The 13,538-nt window shown below is 63.8% G+C and carries 14 protein-coding genes; 2 read left to right on the top strand and 12 right to left on the bottom strand.

The window, feature by feature from the left end; all coding sequences use genetic code 11:
* Positions 1–39 precede the first annotated feature (39 nt).
* From ACFE8X_RS06715 to ACFE8X_RS06700, 4 genes are all read right to left on the bottom strand, one after another.
* Positions 40–534, bottom strand: coding sequence for a hypothetical protein (locus tag ACFE8X_RS06715; protein WP_375450681.1), 495 nt, complete (start codon positions 532–534; stop codon positions 40–42).
* Positions 535–647: 113 nt separating this feature from the next.
* Positions 648–1,058 carry a DUF2177 family protein gene (locus ACFE8X_RS06710; RefSeq protein ID WP_375450680.1) on the bottom strand — a complete coding sequence of 137 codons (411 nt, stop codon included), beginning with the start codon at positions 1,056–1,058 and terminating at the stop codon, positions 648–650.
* A gap of 12 nt (positions 1,059–1,070) precedes the next feature.
* Entirely contained in the window at positions 1,071–1,724 is a 654-nt protein-coding gene (locus ACFE8X_RS06705; protein WP_375450679.1) for a ChrR family anti-sigma-E factor, read from the bottom strand.
* Positions 1,721–2,260, bottom strand: a complete 540-nt coding sequence (locus tag ACFE8X_RS06700; RefSeq protein WP_375450678.1) for a sigma-70 family RNA polymerase sigma factor — start codon at positions 2,258–2,260, stop codon at positions 1,721–1,723. The genes ACFE8X_RS06705 and ACFE8X_RS06700 overlap by 4 nt, the downstream gene beginning before the upstream one ends.
* 257 nt (positions 2,261–2,517) lie before the next feature.
* Here ACFE8X_RS06700 and ACFE8X_RS06695 point away from each other — a divergent pair, with 257 nt between their 5' ends.
* Positions 2,518–3,882, top strand: coding sequence for an NAD(P)/FAD-dependent oxidoreductase (locus tag ACFE8X_RS06695; protein ID WP_375450677.1), 1,365 nt, complete (start codon positions 2,518–2,520; stop codon positions 3,880–3,882).
* A complete protein-coding gene (locus ACFE8X_RS06690) occupies positions 3,879–4,664 on the top strand; it encodes a DUF1365 domain-containing protein (protein WP_375450676.1) in 786 nt (261 codons plus the stop codon). The genes ACFE8X_RS06695 and ACFE8X_RS06690 overlap by 4 nt, the downstream gene beginning before the upstream one ends.
* Before the next feature lie 113 nt (positions 4,665–4,777).
* Here the strand turns inward: ACFE8X_RS06690 and ACFE8X_RS06685 are convergent, their stop codons facing one another.
* From ACFE8X_RS06685 to ACFE8X_RS06650, 8 genes are all read right to left on the bottom strand, one after another.
* Complete coding sequence (locus tag ACFE8X_RS06685) at positions 4,778–5,527, bottom strand: SDR family NAD(P)-dependent oxidoreductase (RefSeq protein WP_375450675.1); 750 nt, start codon at positions 5,525–5,527, stop codon at positions 4,778–4,780.
* A gap of 100 nt (positions 5,528–5,627) precedes the next feature.
* On the bottom strand, positions 5,628–6,404 hold the full coding sequence (locus tag ACFE8X_RS06680) for an SDR family NAD(P)-dependent oxidoreductase (RefSeq protein ID WP_375450674.1): 777 nt from the start codon (positions 6,402–6,404) through the stop codon (positions 5,628–5,630).
* 53 nt (positions 6,405–6,457) lie between these two features.
* Positions 6,458–7,426 (bottom strand): aldo/keto reductase, encoded by a 969-nt coding sequence (locus ACFE8X_RS06675; protein ID WP_375450673.1) that lies wholly within the window; start codon positions 7,424–7,426, stop codon positions 6,458–6,460.
* A gap of 261 nt (positions 7,427–7,687) precedes the next feature.
* Positions 7,688–8,815 carry a substrate-binding domain-containing protein gene (locus ACFE8X_RS06670; RefSeq protein ID WP_375450672.1) on the bottom strand — a complete coding sequence of 376 codons (1,128 nt, stop codon included), beginning with the start codon at positions 8,813–8,815 and terminating at the stop codon, positions 7,688–7,690.
* 79 nt (positions 8,816–8,894) lie between these two features.
* The gene (locus ACFE8X_RS06665) at positions 8,895–9,878 is read right to left on the bottom strand and encodes an ABC transporter permease (RefSeq protein WP_375450671.1); all 984 of its coding nucleotides are present in this window, start codon (positions 9,876–9,878) and stop codon (positions 8,895–8,897) included.
* The gene (locus ACFE8X_RS06660) at positions 9,875–10,858 is read right to left on the bottom strand and encodes an ABC transporter permease (RefSeq protein WP_375450670.1); all 984 of its coding nucleotides are present in this window, start codon (positions 10,856–10,858) and stop codon (positions 9,875–9,877) included. Before ACFE8X_RS06660 ends, ACFE8X_RS06665 begins: the two co-directional genes overlap by 4 nt.
* Positions 10,855–12,366, bottom strand: a complete 1,512-nt coding sequence (locus tag ACFE8X_RS06655; RefSeq protein ID WP_375450669.1) for a sugar ABC transporter ATP-binding protein — start codon at positions 12,364–12,366, stop codon at positions 10,855–10,857. Before ACFE8X_RS06655 ends, ACFE8X_RS06660 begins: the two co-directional genes overlap by 4 nt.
* Positions 12,363–13,214 carry a sugar phosphate isomerase/epimerase family protein gene (locus ACFE8X_RS06650; RefSeq protein WP_375450668.1) on the bottom strand — a complete coding sequence of 284 codons (852 nt, stop codon included), beginning with the start codon at positions 13,212–13,214 and terminating at the stop codon, positions 12,363–12,365. The genes ACFE8X_RS06655 and ACFE8X_RS06650 overlap by 4 nt, the downstream gene beginning before the upstream one ends.
* Positions 13,215–13,538 lie beyond the last annotated feature (324 nt).

The raw sequence follows: 13,538 nt of genomic DNA, 5'->3' as shown, positions 1-13,538 counted from the left end.
TCTCGATCCGGCGCGCGGGGCTGGTTGCAGGCCGGTTCATCATCGCTCGCTGATCCCCTCGAAGGTGAAGAGCAACGCGGCAGTGGGCAGCAGCGAGGCGATGTCGGCAAGGGTTGTCGGCGTGAAGATGCCGGCATCGCCCAAAAGAGCGACGACGCCGCGAACGTCGCCGGCGATCAGGATGGGAAAGCAGGCGATGGCGCCATAGTTCAGGGCGACCAATTGGTCGGTTTCGGGAATGAAGTGCGCCATGCCCGCAACATCGTTGCCGATGACCGGAAGGCGATCCCCGAAGATGCGCCGGTTCCAGGCGCCGTCATCGATGGGGTCGACATTGCCGATGGGGAAATGCACCGGGTCCGAGGTGCCGATGCGATGGGTGACGGTGCGGTCAGGCGCTGTGGCAATGAACGTCGCGGTGCGTATGCCGGGAAGGCTGGTAAACAGGTCGGACAGGACGGCGATGGTCGGCTGCGCACCGGCGGCGAGGGCCTGGGTCAGCCGTGCAGCGGTGGCGTGGTCGAGGATGGTCATGAGATGGGAAATTTGGCCGAACCCAATTGTGTCGGTCGGTTGTAGACGCGGAGTCACTGCCGTGACAACTCCCAAGCGATGCGCTTACGGTCCTCGTGCTGGTGGAGCGTTCGCTATTGCCCGGGAGAGAGCCAGCGGGTGACCAGCAGGCCACCGGTCGCCGCAGCAGCGGTCAGGACGGTGCCCCAGGCCAGGTCGATGATAGCCACCGATACGGGCCAGTTCCTGAGCGTCGACAGATTGGTCAGATCATAGGTGCCATAGGCGACAAGGCCAAGCACCAGGCCCGCGAGCAGGGCGGTGGTCCAATTGCCGCTCGCCAAGGCCGGCGTAACCGCAAGGAAAACGATGCCGCCGACATAAACCAGGTAGAACAGGCCGGCGATGGCCAGGTTCGGCTTGTCCAGCATCAGGGCGCCGATGCGATCGCGGTAGAACCCATTGCCCATGACCGAGAGCCAGACGAAATCGCAGGCAAAGAAGATGACGGCGGTGGCGGCGTAGGCGATTGCGAATTTCAACATGGGCGTCCTCGCCTAGATGCCAAGAATGGGTTGCACGAGCCGGACGATCCAGCTGCTGAAGCGCAGCGGCGCGTCGGTCACCGCCAGGCAGATGCAATCGCCTTGCGGCGTTGCGGTGGGGGTATGGGTCAAGCTAGCATCGGCGTCCTCGATGTCGCCTCGGGCGAAGATCGTTGCGCCGTCGCCATCGTGGAAACTGCCCGAGAGCACCAGCGTCAGCTCGCGGCCGCCATGGGTATGTTCGGGCACGGGCCTGCCGGCCGGAATGCGCAACAGGCGCACCTGGGTGCTGCGGTCCCGGGTGCGGATGCGCAGTTGGGAGGCGCCCTTGCCCAGAGCCTGCCAGCGCACCGAGCCCAGATCGCCCCCGACATAATCGCGCAAGGGTTGCGGCAGGACGGGCGTGGATGGGAACGCGGGAGGCGCGTCGGAGACGTCCGGGGTGGACAGGCGGGCGCGGACGGCATCCCAGGATGACGCGGCCGGCACCTTGGCCGGCAGGTTTTCCAGCAGCGAGCCACCAATGGCCTCGGCGGCCGCCAAGCGCCGGCGACAGGATGGGCACAGTGCCAGATGGGTAGCGACGGCGATGCTCCAGCCTTCACTCAAGGCACCGGCAGCATAGCTGACCACGAGATCGTCATTGAGGTGATGGACAATGCTCATGCCGGGTCTCCCGACCGGCCGATGGCGGCGCGCAGCTTGACGAAAGCCAGGCGCATGCGCGACTTGACGGTGCCCAGGGGCACGTTGAGGGCGGTAGCGATGGCGCTTTGCGACTGATCCTCGAAAAAGGCGAGCTTGAGCACTTCGGCCTGATCGCCCGGCAAGGCCGCAAGGGCCACGCGCAGGCGTCCCGCATCCTCGAAGGCTTCGATCAGACTGTCGGCGGCAGGATCGGCATCGGGCACGAAGGCGGGATCGTTGCGGTCGAAGTCGGGTCGGCGTTCGCGGCGGAACGCATCGATGCGCTGATTGCGGGCGATCGAAAAAATCCAGGTCGATGCGGCGCCGCGCGCGGGGTCGTACAGGGCGGCCTTTTTCCACACCGCCACCATGGTTTCCTGCATCAGCTCCTCGGCCGAAGCGCTGCCGCCACCGCGGGACATGTAGGCCTTTATGCGCGGTGCGAAATAGCGGAAGAGCGCTTCGAAGGCGTCGACGTCCTGGCTTTGTCCGACCGTTACAAGCAGGTCGGACATGGATAGATCGTCTCTGCCGTCACTTTGTGGGGTCATGCGCGCACTATGAACAGAACGTTCCGGCCTGACTAGGCGCAGAACGGCCCCGAGAGCCGGTATCAACGGGCGGGGCGGACAAGCTTGGGTAAAAGGGAGCGAATTCATGGTGCTGTTACGCATGGCCGCGAGGGCTGGATCATTGATCGCGCGGATTTTTTGGCGCAGCCGAAGTCCATTTCCCGGTGGCGCCCGTATCTAGCAGTACAACAGGTAAAGGAATGCCCGTGCTGCACGAGATGAGATCAGGCGAGGTTTTTGGCGAGCGCACTATCGCAGTCGTGGGCTCCGGGATCGCTGGATTGTCCGCCGCGTGGCTGCTCAGCCAGCGCCACAAGGTAACGCTGTACGAGGCCGACGAGCGGGTGGGAGGGCATGCCCACACCATCCAAGTCCCGGTCGGTCTCAACAGCGTTGCAGTCGATACCGGGTTCATTGTTTATAATGAGCAGAACTATCCCAACCTGGTCGCCTTGCTGGACCATCTGGGGGCCGCCAGCCAAGCGTCCAACATGTCGTTCGCCGCCTCGCTGGACAATGGCGCGCTGGAATATTCCAGCAACGGGCTCAATGGGCTGATCGGGCAGCGCGGCAATATCGGGCGCGGCCGGTTCTGGCTGATGATGCTTGACATCGTCAGGTTCTATCGCGAGGCCCCGGGGCTTTTGGAGCGGAGCGAACTGGATGCGGTTACCCTGGGGGAGTACCTGGACGCAAACAATTACTGCACCGCCTTCATCGAGGATCACCTGCTGCCCATGGGCGCGGCCATCTGGTCGATCTCGGCGCGTGACATGCGGCTTTATCCGCTCAAGGCGTTTATCCGATTCTTCAACAGCCATAGCCTATTGAACCTGACGATGCGGCCAAAGTGGCGCACCGTGACGGGGGGCAGCCGCGAATATGTCAGCCGATTGATGGCGCAGTTCAAAGGCGAGACGCGGCTGGGATGCGCGGTCACGGGGATCAGGCGCGAGGCGGGGATGGTGCAGATCACCGACATGTTCGGACGCACCGATCAATTCAGCGACGTGGTGATTGCCAGCCATGCCGATCAGACGCTGAAATTGCTGGCGGATGCGGATGGGCCGGAGCGCAGCCTGCTGGGCGCAATGCGCTACAGCGACAACGCGGCGGTGCTGCATAGCGACATCAGCCTGATGCCGCGGCGGCGGCGCGTGTGGTCGAGCTGGAACTATATCGGGGAAAGCTGCGGAGTGGGCGATCGGCCGCTCTGCGTCACCTATTGGATGAACCGTCTGCAGCAGTTGGAGACCAAGCATCCGCTGTTGGTCACGCTCAATCCGACACGGGACATCGCGCCCGACAAGGTCATCGGCCGGTTCGGCTATTCCCATCCGCTGTTCGACGCGGCGGCGCTTGCGGCGCAGCAACAGTTCTGGCGGTTGCAGGGGCAGCGCAATACCTGGTTTTGCGGCAGCTATTTCGGCTATGGCTTTCACGAGGACGCCCTGCAATCGGGTCTGTCGGTCGCCGAGGCGCTGGGCGGCGTGCGCCGGCCGTGGTCGGTCCAGGGCGAGTCGGACCGGATCAGCCTTGCGCCACTGCTCGAGGCAGCCGAATGAGGCTGCGCTCGGCGATCTATGCAGGCCATGTGGTGCATACGCGGCTGCGGCCGCGCCGACACAGCCTGCATTATCGCGTGTTTTCACTGTTGCTCGACCTGGACGAATTGCCTGCGCTGGGACGGCTGTCCCGATTGTTCGGCGTCAACCGACATGGCATTTTCAGCTTTTGGGAGACGGATCATGGCGATGGCCGTGCGGGCGGCTTGCGCGCCTGGGTCGAGGCGCAATTGGCGGCCGCCGGCATCGCCATGGGGCGGCCAGGCATCAGCATGCTGTGCTATCCGCGTATGTTCGGCTATGTGTTCAACCCGCTGACGGTCTATTTCTGCAGCGACGCCGAGGGCCGGCTACGGGCGATCCTCTACGAGGTTTGCAACACGTTCGGTGAACGCCATACCTATGTCATCCGGGCGGGACAGGATGGCGGGGCGGTGGAACACTCCTGCGCCAAGGCGATGTATGTGTCCCCGTTCGTGCCGATGGATTGCGATTATCATTTTCACATCGAGCCGCCCGGCGAACGGGTGCTGGTCCGGATCGACGAGACCGATGGCGAAGGCCTGCTGCTGCGGGCGGCGTTTGCCGGAGAGAGGCAGCCATTGAGCGGGGCCGCGCTGGGACGCGCGCTGCTGGCCTATCCGCTCATGACGCTCAAGATCATGGGCGCCATCCATTGGGAAGCGCTTAAGCTCTGGCGCAAGGGCGTGCCCTTGTTCCGGCACAAGGCCGCGGCCACCCGGTTTGCCAGCAGCGTGGTGCGCGAGAAACCGGATAGCTAGCGTCAAATAGATCGCGGAAGCTTCGATACGGCGGCAGTCAACCCCCACCTTGATCCTCCTCCTGGCAGGGGGAGGTGTCGACTGGACGATCTTGGCGAGACCTTCGGAACGTCCTAGCGCAGCATGCGCCTGGTGATTGCGAAGAGCAGCCGGTGGGGCAGCAGCGCTAGGGTTTTCATGGCGATGGACATCTGCCAGGGAAAGACGATCTCGAAGCGATCCGATTTGAGGCCGGCCATGATGGCGTCGCCGGCCTCGGAAACCGGGATCAGGAACGGCATGGGGAAGTCGTTCTTTTTGGTCAGGGGCGTGTCGACGAAGCCGGGATTGATGATCGAAATGGCCACGCCATGGCGGTCCAGGTCGGGCCGGAGCGCTTCGCACAGGTTGATGAGCGCGGCCTTGCTGGCGCCATAGGCGCCGGCGGCGGGCAGGCCGACAAACCCCGATACCGAAGCCAGTACCGCGATGCGGCCATTGCGCCGCGCGATCATCGGCGCCATGACGGCATCAAGGCAATTGACGGTGCCCATCAGATTGACATCGATGGTTTTTGCGAAGCCATCGATGTCGAAATCCTTGGCCGACATCGGCACGTAGGTTCCGGCACTGAGCACGACCAGATCGAACGGCCCCAGCGCATCGCGAATGCTGTTGGCGGTGGTGGCGACCGCAGCGCGGTCGGTCACGTCCAGGGGATAGGCGAGAATGGCGCCGGGGAGCTCGGCCGCAAGGCTTGCCAGATCATCGGCAGTGCGGGCACTGACGGCGACCTGCCAGCCATCCTGGGCCAAACGAAGGGCAACTTCGCGGCCGATGCCGGTTCCGGCCCCAGTGACCCAGGCGATCTTCTTGCCAGCCATTTCACGCTCCGTGTCTTTGGCAGCGATACGAAGCCTGGGGCGGATCGGTTCAGCAAATCGGTTCAGCAGGGCGGGCCGGCCCTGCACCCTACGGGCTGCATCAGGGCATCAACTGGCCGCCATTGACCTCAATGGTCTGGCCGATGATATAGCCGGACAGCGTTTGGGAGGCGAGGAACAAAAAGGCGCCCAGGCAGTCGTCGGGTGTGCCGACGCGACCCTGCGGAATGCTGGCGAGCATGGCCTGCATCTGGGCCGCGGTGGAATAGCGCTCGTGGAACGGGGTGTCGATGACGCCAGGGGCGACGGCATTGACGCGAATGCCGAAAGCGATGAGTTCCTTGGCCATGCCCCGGGTGACATTGGCGACGAATGACTTGGACGAGCCGTAGATGCCCGCGCCGCCGCCGGCGCCATTGCGGGCGGCGATGGAGGTGGTGTTGATGATAAAGCTGTCGGTTTGGCGCTTGAGGTGGGGAATGGCGGCCGTACAGGCGGCCAGGACCGAGCTGGCGTTGAGGTCCATCACCGCGTCGTAATGGGCATCGGTCATGTCCTCGTATTTGACGCGGGCGACCATGCCGCCGGCATTGTTGATCAGTCCGTCCAAGCGCCCGAAATGCTGGGCAGTTTGGTCGACCGCACCGGCCATTTCGCTGGACTGGTTGGCATCGGCCTTGATCAGCACGACCTTGCCGCCTTTCTTCTCGATATCGCCGGCAAGCGCCGAAGCGGCATCCACGCTGGAATTGTAGTGCAGGCCAACGAGCGCACCCTGGGCGGCGAAACCGCGCGCCAGGGCAGCGCCGATGCCGGTCGAGGCGCCGGTGATGAGCACGGCCTTGCCGGCCAGATCGGGGATGGTCAGGGTGGACATGAAAGACTGCCTCGTGATGGGAGTGTGGGCCGGACGCATCCGGCCAGTAAAGCCTAGAAGCCGGTGACGACCAAGGGCTGATATGGCGCCTGGAGCTGGGCGATTTCCTCAGGGCTCAGCACCAGATCGGTCGATGCCACGGCGTCTTCGAGATGGCCCATCTTGCTGACCCCGACGATGGGTGAGGTGACGCCAGGCTGCGCCAGCACCCAGGCCATGGCGACCTGCGCCATCGACACATTGCGCGCCTTGGCCACGACCTCCACCGCATCGACGATGGCTTTGGTATCGTCCTTTTCATACATCGATTTGTTGTAGCGGTCGGTGGTCGCGCGCTTGGTGGCGGTGCCCCAGGAACGGGCAAGCTTGCCGCCGCCGAGCGGGCTCCATGGCAGGACGGCAATGCCCTGGTCGCGGCACAAGGGGAGCATTTCGCGCTCTTCCTCGCGATAGACCAGGCTGAGCTGGTCCTGCATGGACACAAACGGGGTCCAGCCATGACGCTCGGCGGCGTTCTGCAGCTTGGCAAATTGCCAGGCATACATGGACGAGGCGCCGATATAGCGCGCCTTGCCGGCCCGGACGATATCATTGAGCGCTTCCATGGTTTCCTCAACCGGGGTGACCGGATCGAAGCGATGGATCTGGTAGAGATCGACATAGTCGGTGCCGAGCCGGCGCAGGCTATTGTCGATTTCGGCCATGATCGCGCCACGCGACAGGCCCTGCCCGTTGGGGCCGGGGCGCATGCGGCCGAACACCTTGGTGGCCAGCACGATTTCCTGGCGAGGCGCCAGTTCCTTGATCAGGGCGCCGGTGATTTCCTCGCTGCTGCCCTGGGCATAGACATTGGCGGTATCAAAGAAATTGATGCCTTGGTCCCAGGCGCGCTGATAGAGCGAGCGGGCGTCGTCCAGCCCCAGCACCCAAGGGCGCTCCTCGGTGATCTTGCCGAATGACATGCAGCCAAAGCAGATGCGGCTGACTTCAAGGCCGGTGCGGCCGAGCCGAACGTATTTCATGGATATTTTCCTTGCTGTGCGTCGGGCGCTCGCGACTAAGCCTGCGAAACGAGGTGGACCGGCGAAAAACGAGATGGCTGGCGAGGGCCGGATGACTGGATGCAACGTGGCTGCACCGCAAAAGGTTACATCGGGGAAAGGACAGGCGGCAACCCGATTGTCAATATTTTTGGCAGCGAGGCTCCCTCACAAGTCTCGATTTTTTCAACAAAAAAAGGGCGCTCCAAGGAGCGCCCAAGTTGGTCGTCGGGCTGGTACAGCCTACTTGCCGCCCCAGGCGGCGGGGTAGTTGGCCATGTCTTCGCAGCCGCACAGGGCATAGTGCAGCGGGGGCATGGCGGTATTGATGTAGCTGTCCAGCGCGTCCTGGGTGATGGAGGGCTGGGGCAGGATCCATTCCGGGCTCGGAACGGGCTCACCCTTGAGCACCTTGACGGCGGCGATGATCGCCGTGCGCCACTGGTAGGCGGGGTAGGACGGTGCAATGGCGGTCAGGCCCAGTTCCTTCCACTTCTGCAGATAATCCTGCTGGTCTTCGCCCACGAAGACGGGGACTTCATAGCCGCCGTCCTCGAAGGCCTCGATGGCGGCGACGGCCGTGGCGCCGGCATCCATCCACACCGCGTCGATGGTGCCGCGCTGCAGATAGTCCTCGACGATGGACTTGGTCTTGGCATTGTCGCCGTCAGTGAATTCGGCACCGACGATGTTGAGGCCAGCGTCCTCGAGCACGTGCTTGCCGCCCGAATAGCGGGTTTCAAGCACGTCGACGCCGGGCAGGATGCGCAGCATCAAAACGTTGGCGCCCTTTTCCACATTGGCGGCGATGAACTCGGCGCCCTGGACGCCAAAGCCGTAGCCGCCCACCGGATGCACGAAGGTGACCGGGCAATCGGTGTTGACGCCGCGATCGAAGATGATGACCGGCAGCACGGCGCAGGCCTTCTCGACGGCCGGGGTCAGGGCGGCGGTGGTGTTGGGCGACACGATCAGGATGGAGCATCTGCCGCCGGCGAGCAGGTCGTCGATATCGGCGATCTGCTTGTCGTCAGAGCCTTCGGCGTCGACATGGACGAGTTCGCCGATTTCAGGATGGGCGAGCACTTCCTGCTGCAGGTCGGTAAAACCGACCACGCGCCAGGGATTGTTGACGCCGGCATTGGAGAAGCACACCGTATAGGGGCCCTCTTTCTTAAGGGCGGTGGTGTCCTTCATGGTATCGACCAGATACTGTTCCCAGGGCTTGCCCTCGGGGCCCATCGGGGTCGTGGTCAGCAGTTCTTTCTGGCGCGCCAATTCGGCCGGATCATCGAAATTGGGGGCTTGCGCAGAAGCGGCCCCGCTCAATGCCAGCCCGGCGGCGAGCGCCAAAGCCAAAATCTTCTTCATAGTCGTTCCTCCCTTGGGGTTGCTGCGGTCGTCGTTCGCGCGGCGGGGTGTTCCACGTCCGCGTGAATAGGCTTTGGGCTTAGCGCCCGGTATGTTTGCGCCGATACATGGCCAGAGCCACGGCGGCGATCAGGATGAGGCCCTGGACCACCTGCCGAACCGGCTGGGGCAGTCCGAGGAAATTGAGCAGGGTAAAAATGGCGTTGAGCGTCAAGGCGCCGGCAATGGCGGCCGGCACCGAGCCGCGGCCGCCCAGCAATTGGGCGCCCCCGAGCACGGCGGCGGTGATCGCCTGCAGTTCATAGCCAAGGCCGACATCGGTGGAGACGCCGGCAAAGCCGCCCAGCATGATGCCGGCCGCCACGGCCGAGAGCGAGGAGACCATGAAGGCCAGGATGCGGACGCGATTGACCGGCACGCCGGCGAGATTGGCGGCGCGCGGATTATCGCCAATCGCATGGATCATGCGGCCCAGATTGGTGCGGTGCATCAGCCAGTAAAGGGCGAAACCGAGCACAATCAGCACCAAAAGAGCGACGGGCAGGATGCGGATCAGGGGCAGGTCGGGGATATTGAAGCGCCCGAAAAAGCGGAACTGGTCGGTGAGATAGCCGCGCGGCGAGCCGCCGGACCACATGAAAGCAACGCCGTTCAGCGTTATCATCATGCCCAAGGTTGCTATCAACGAGGGAACCTTGAGGTAGCAAACCACCAACCCATTGATCATTCCGACACCAGCGCCAATGGCGAACATGGTGGCGATCACCCACCAGGTGGCGTCGGGGTCGTTGTTGAGCAGCATGGAGGAGCCGACGACGACCAGGGTAATGACCGAACCCACCGATAGATCGAAACCGCCCGAGACGATGACGTAGAGCTGGCCGGCGGCGAGGATGGCCAGCGGGGCGGCGCGCTTGAGGAAGTTCATGTAGCCGGTGGGCTCGATGAAGGCGGGATTCTGCACGATGATGGCGACGATCAGCGCGGCCAGGACGACATAGACCGGGTTGATCTGCGGCAGGCGCCGGCGTTTTTCGGCGCGGGGCAAGGTTTGTTCGCTCATGCCACCAGCCTCTTGGAGCGGGCGGCATAGAAGGCGACGGCGGCCACGATGATGATGCCGCGCAGGACCTGCTTGGCGAAGGCATCGACGCCGGCCAGGTTGAAGATGGAGTCGATCAGCGAAAAGATCATGACGCCGGCCATACTGCCCCAGATGCCGCCACGGCCGCCGGCGAGAATGGTGCCGCCGATGACGACGACGGCGATGGATTCCAGGTCATAGACGCCGTCGCTGCCGATCCACGGCGCGCCCGAGCGGAGGCGACTGGCCAGGTAAAGCCCGGCCATGGCGGCGCAGAGGCTGCACGCCACATGGGCGCCGATGATGACGCGGCTGGTCTTGATGCCGGCGACCCGGGCGGCATCCTTGTTGCCCCCCACGGCATAGATATCGGAGCCGAAGCGCGTAAAGCGCAGGATGAACCAGGCGGCGATCGCCAGAGCCAGCAAAAACAGCAGGCTATAGGGCAGGTTGCCGACGCCGCCATAGGCGAAGATCTGGAATTCGGCCGGGACGGAACCGGCGAAATTGGAGACGAAAGCCGACAGGCACCCCTGGATGATCAGGCTCATGCCCAGGGTGGCGATCAGGGGGTTCACCTCCAGCCGGGTGATGATGAGGCCGTTGACCAGGCCGACGAGGAGACCCAAGGCCAGGGCGGCGGCTACGGCGGGGACGACCATGCCCGGATCGCCGTTCATGATCACCGAGGTCAGAACGGAGGTGGCCGAGATGAGGCTGGCGACCGACAAGTCGATCGAGGCGACCAGGATGGCGAAGGTCTGCCCGACGGCGGTGATGCCCAAGGCGATGGAACGGCCCAGGATGGAGACGAGATTGTCGGCAGTCAGATATTGGGTTTGTCCGGTGGCAAGAGCGATCAGTCCATAGGCCAGGAGGGCAATGGCCAGGAGCAGCGCCGGCGCCCAGCGGTCGAAGCGGAAGGTGAAGCGGGGCGGGGCGGTGGCGACATCGCTCATGCGGCCACCTCGGTTTCGCCGGTCGCGGCCAGCATGATCTCGGTTTCGGTTGGAGCATGGGCGAATTCGGCAACGATGGTGCCGGCGCGCATGACCAGGATGCGGTCGGCAGCGCCGATGATCTCGGGCAGGTCGGATGAAATCATCACGATGGCGGTGCCGGCGCGCGCCAGGTCACGCATCAGGCGGTAGATGCCGGCCTTGGCGTTGACGTCGATGCCGCGGGTGGGCTCGATGAAAATCAAGACCTTGGGCTTGAGCGCCAGCCAGCGCGCGACGATGGCCTTTTGCTGGTTGCCGCCGGACAGGAACTTGATGTCCTGATCATAGGAGGCGGCGCGCACGTCCATCTGGTCGAGCAGGCCATCCATGCTGGCCAGGGTCGCATTGGCATTGGCGGCGTGGGTGGCGCCCAGATTGGCAAAAGCGCGGGCGGTGAGCATGGCGTTGTCGCGCACCGATTGCATCAGCACCAGCCCCTCGGCCTTGCGATCGCCGGGCAACAGCCCAAGGCCGCCCCGGATGGCATCGCGGGGGCTGCGGAAGGCGCCATTGGCGCCATCGAGGGTCACCGTGCCGGTGGTGAAGGGCACCTGCCCGAACAGGGCCATGGCCAGGGCAACGCGGCCGGCGCCCTGAATGCCGGCGAAGCCGACGATCTCGCCGGCCCGCAGCTCGAAATTGATGTCGTGAAGGACCGCGTTAGCGCCATTGCTGACGCTCAGCACGGGTGGGCCGATCTCCCCTGGCGTGGCTGGCGGTGCGTAATAATCGGCGATATCGCGGCCGACCATGGCGCGCACGATGGCGTCGGGAGCGGGCGGCGTGTCGAAGCGGGCTGCCACTTCGCCATCCTTGAGCACGGTAACCCGATCGGCCAGGCGCGTCACCTCGCGCATGCGGTGGGTGATGTAGATGATGGCGGTACCGCGTTCGCGCAGCTTGTCGATGGTGGTGAACAGGGCATCGCACTCGGCTTCGTTGAGTGCGGCGGTGGGCTCGTCCATGACCACGACGCGGGCATCGAGCGAGATGGCCTTGGCAATCTCGACCATCTGCTGGGTGGCGACATCGAGATCGGCGACCAGGGCATCGGGCGAGACGCGGGCGCCGGCGCCAAACAGGTCGAGCACGCGGCGCGTTTCGGTGCGCATGGCGGCGGTATCGAGGACAAGGCCCTGGCGCGGTTCGCGGCCGAGAAAAATGTTCTGCGCCACGGTGCGTTCGGGCAGGAGCGAGAACTCCTGGTAGATCACCGAAATGCCGGCACGCAGGGACTCAACGGGATGCCGGAAATTGGCCTTGTGCCCGTTGAGCAGGATATCGCCTGCATCAGGGCGATAAACGCCGGACAGAATCTTGATGAGAGTGGATTTGCCGGCGCCATTTTCGCCAACCAAGGCATGCACCTGCCCGGCATGGCAGGCAAAGCTCACATCGCCCAGGGCGCGGACGCCGGGGAATGCCTTGGAAATATGGGCCATTTCGATGACGGGCGTATCGGTCATGCCGCAGCCTGCCAGCCGGCGCGGATGAAGCCGAGGGACTCGGCGAACAGGGTTTCAAAATCGGGGAAAAGCGGGCGCCAGACGCGAGTGGCGGCAGCGAGTTCGGGCAGGCCCGCGCCGAAGGCTTCAAGGGTTACCCAGCCGTCGAAGCCGGTTGTTCGAACAGCGTCGAAGACCTGGGAGAAATCAATGTGGCCGCGGCCGGGAATGCCGCGGTCGTTTTCCGAAATATGCAGCACACCCATGGATTTGCCGAGGGTGGCGATGGCGCGGGGCTGGCTCTGCTCTTCGATATTGGCGTGGAAGGTGTCGTACATGATGCGCAGCGCCGGGTGATCGACGCGATCCACATAGGCGCGGGCCTGGTCCATGGTGTTGAGGAAATAGGTCTCGAAGCGGTTAAGGTGTTCCAGGCTGATGTAAATTCCGTTCGCCTCGGCGCGGGTGGCGAGGCGGTTATGCGCCTCGGCCCCATAGCTCAGTTCGCTCTCGGTGGGGCCCGACCCGGTGAAATGGCCGATGGGGGCGTGAAGCGGTCCGCCCAAGCTTTCGGCGCCGAGTGCAATGGCGCAATCGAGGGCCCAATCGAGGTGTTTTTCACCAGCCTGCCGGATTTGTGGATCGCTGCTGACGGGGCTGGCGTCGGGCGAGGGAATAACGGCGGTGCAACAGCGACGCAGTCCGATCTCGTCAAGTTGCCGACCGAGCCAGGTGTAATGCTCCACATCGCCGCGCAGGACCGGAATCTCGACGCCGTCATAGCCAAGCGCTTTCAAGCGCCTGATCCGGACCAGGTGTTGCGCCTCGATAAACCCGCTAAGGCACAGCAAATTGATGCCGACCTGCATGCTTCTCCTCACAAGCCCTTTTGCGGGCTTTTGTTAGGCGTTCAGTATTTTAGAACCCGGGATGCCGTGCAATGCACACGTTTGACCCAAAGTCCGATAGTTGCGAGCAAGGCATGGAACCTTGCAAGTGTTGGCAGCAATTTTGAACGTCAGGGATGCTGACCTTTGATGAAGGTTCGGCACCTGGCCCGCTGTCGGCGACAGGGGGTGAACCCGCCTGCAGCGTTGACTTTTCCGGTGTCCCCTCCCTAGGATCGTGAAGCGTCTTGCCCGGAACAATCATTATTCAGATGCATGGCGCTGGCGTTCGAAATGGCGCACCGG

Origin of the sequence: uncultured Devosia sp. (assembly GCF_964244875.1) — a bacterium.
In the GTDB taxonomy this organism is placed as follows: domain Bacteria; phylum Pseudomonadota; class Alphaproteobacteria; order Rhizobiales; family Devosiaceae; genus Devosia.
The sequence above is the reverse complement of the archived record's forward strand: the minus strand, read 5'-3'. Positions and strand labels throughout refer to the sequence as shown.

Excerpts from the sequence above, each read along its gene's own strand:
- ACFE8X_RS06705 (WP_375450679.1), bottom strand. The coding sequence starts at position 1,724 with ATGAGCATTGTCCATCACCTCAATGACGATCTCGTGGTCAGCTATGCT.
- ACFE8X_RS06700 (WP_375450678.1), bottom strand. The coding sequence starts at position 2,260 with ATGTCCGACCTGCTTGTAACGGTCGGACAAAGCCAGGACGTCGACGCC.
- ACFE8X_RS06660 (WP_375450670.1), bottom strand. The coding sequence starts at position 10,858 with ATGAGCGATGTCGCCACCGCCCCGCCCCGCTTCACCTTCCGCTTCGAC.
- ACFE8X_RS06710 (WP_375450680.1), bottom strand. The coding sequence starts at position 1,058 with ATGTTGAAATTCGCAATCGCCTACGCCGCCACCGCCGTCATCTTCTTT.
- ACFE8X_RS06695 (WP_375450677.1), top strand. The coding sequence starts at position 2,518 with ATGCCCGTGCTGCACGAGATGAGATCAGGCGAGGTTTTTGGCGAGCGC.
- ACFE8X_RS06655 (WP_375450669.1), bottom strand. The coding sequence starts at position 12,366 with ATGACCGATACGCCCGTCATCGAAATGGCCCATATTTCCAAGGCATTC.
- ACFE8X_RS06665 (WP_375450671.1), bottom strand. The coding sequence starts at position 9,878 with ATGAGCGAACAAACCTTGCCCCGCGCCGAAAAACGCCGGCGCCTGCCG.
- ACFE8X_RS06650 (WP_375450668.1), bottom strand. The coding sequence starts at position 13,214 with ATGCAGGTCGGCATCAATTTGCTGTGCCTTAGCGGGTTTATCGAGGCG.
- ACFE8X_RS06675 (WP_375450673.1), bottom strand. The coding sequence starts at position 7,426 with ATGAAATACGTTCGGCTCGGCCGCACCGGCCTTGAAGTCAGCCGCATC.
- ACFE8X_RS06680 (WP_375450674.1), bottom strand. The coding sequence starts at position 6,404 with ATGTCCACCCTGACCATCCCCGATCTGGCCGGCAAGGCCGTGCTCATC.
- ACFE8X_RS06715 (WP_375450681.1), bottom strand. The coding sequence starts at position 534 with ATGACCATCCTCGACCACGCCACCGCTGCACGGCTGACCCAGGCCCTC.
- ACFE8X_RS06685 (WP_375450675.1), bottom strand. The coding sequence starts at position 5,527 with ATGGCTGGCAAGAAGATCGCCTGGGTCACTGGGGCCGGAACCGGCATC.
- ACFE8X_RS06690 (WP_375450676.1), top strand. The coding sequence starts at position 3,879 with ATGAGGCTGCGCTCGGCGATCTATGCAGGCCATGTGGTGCATACGCGG.
- ACFE8X_RS06670 (WP_375450672.1), bottom strand. The coding sequence starts at position 8,815 with ATGAAGAAGATTTTGGCTTTGGCGCTCGCCGCCGGGCTGGCATTGAGC.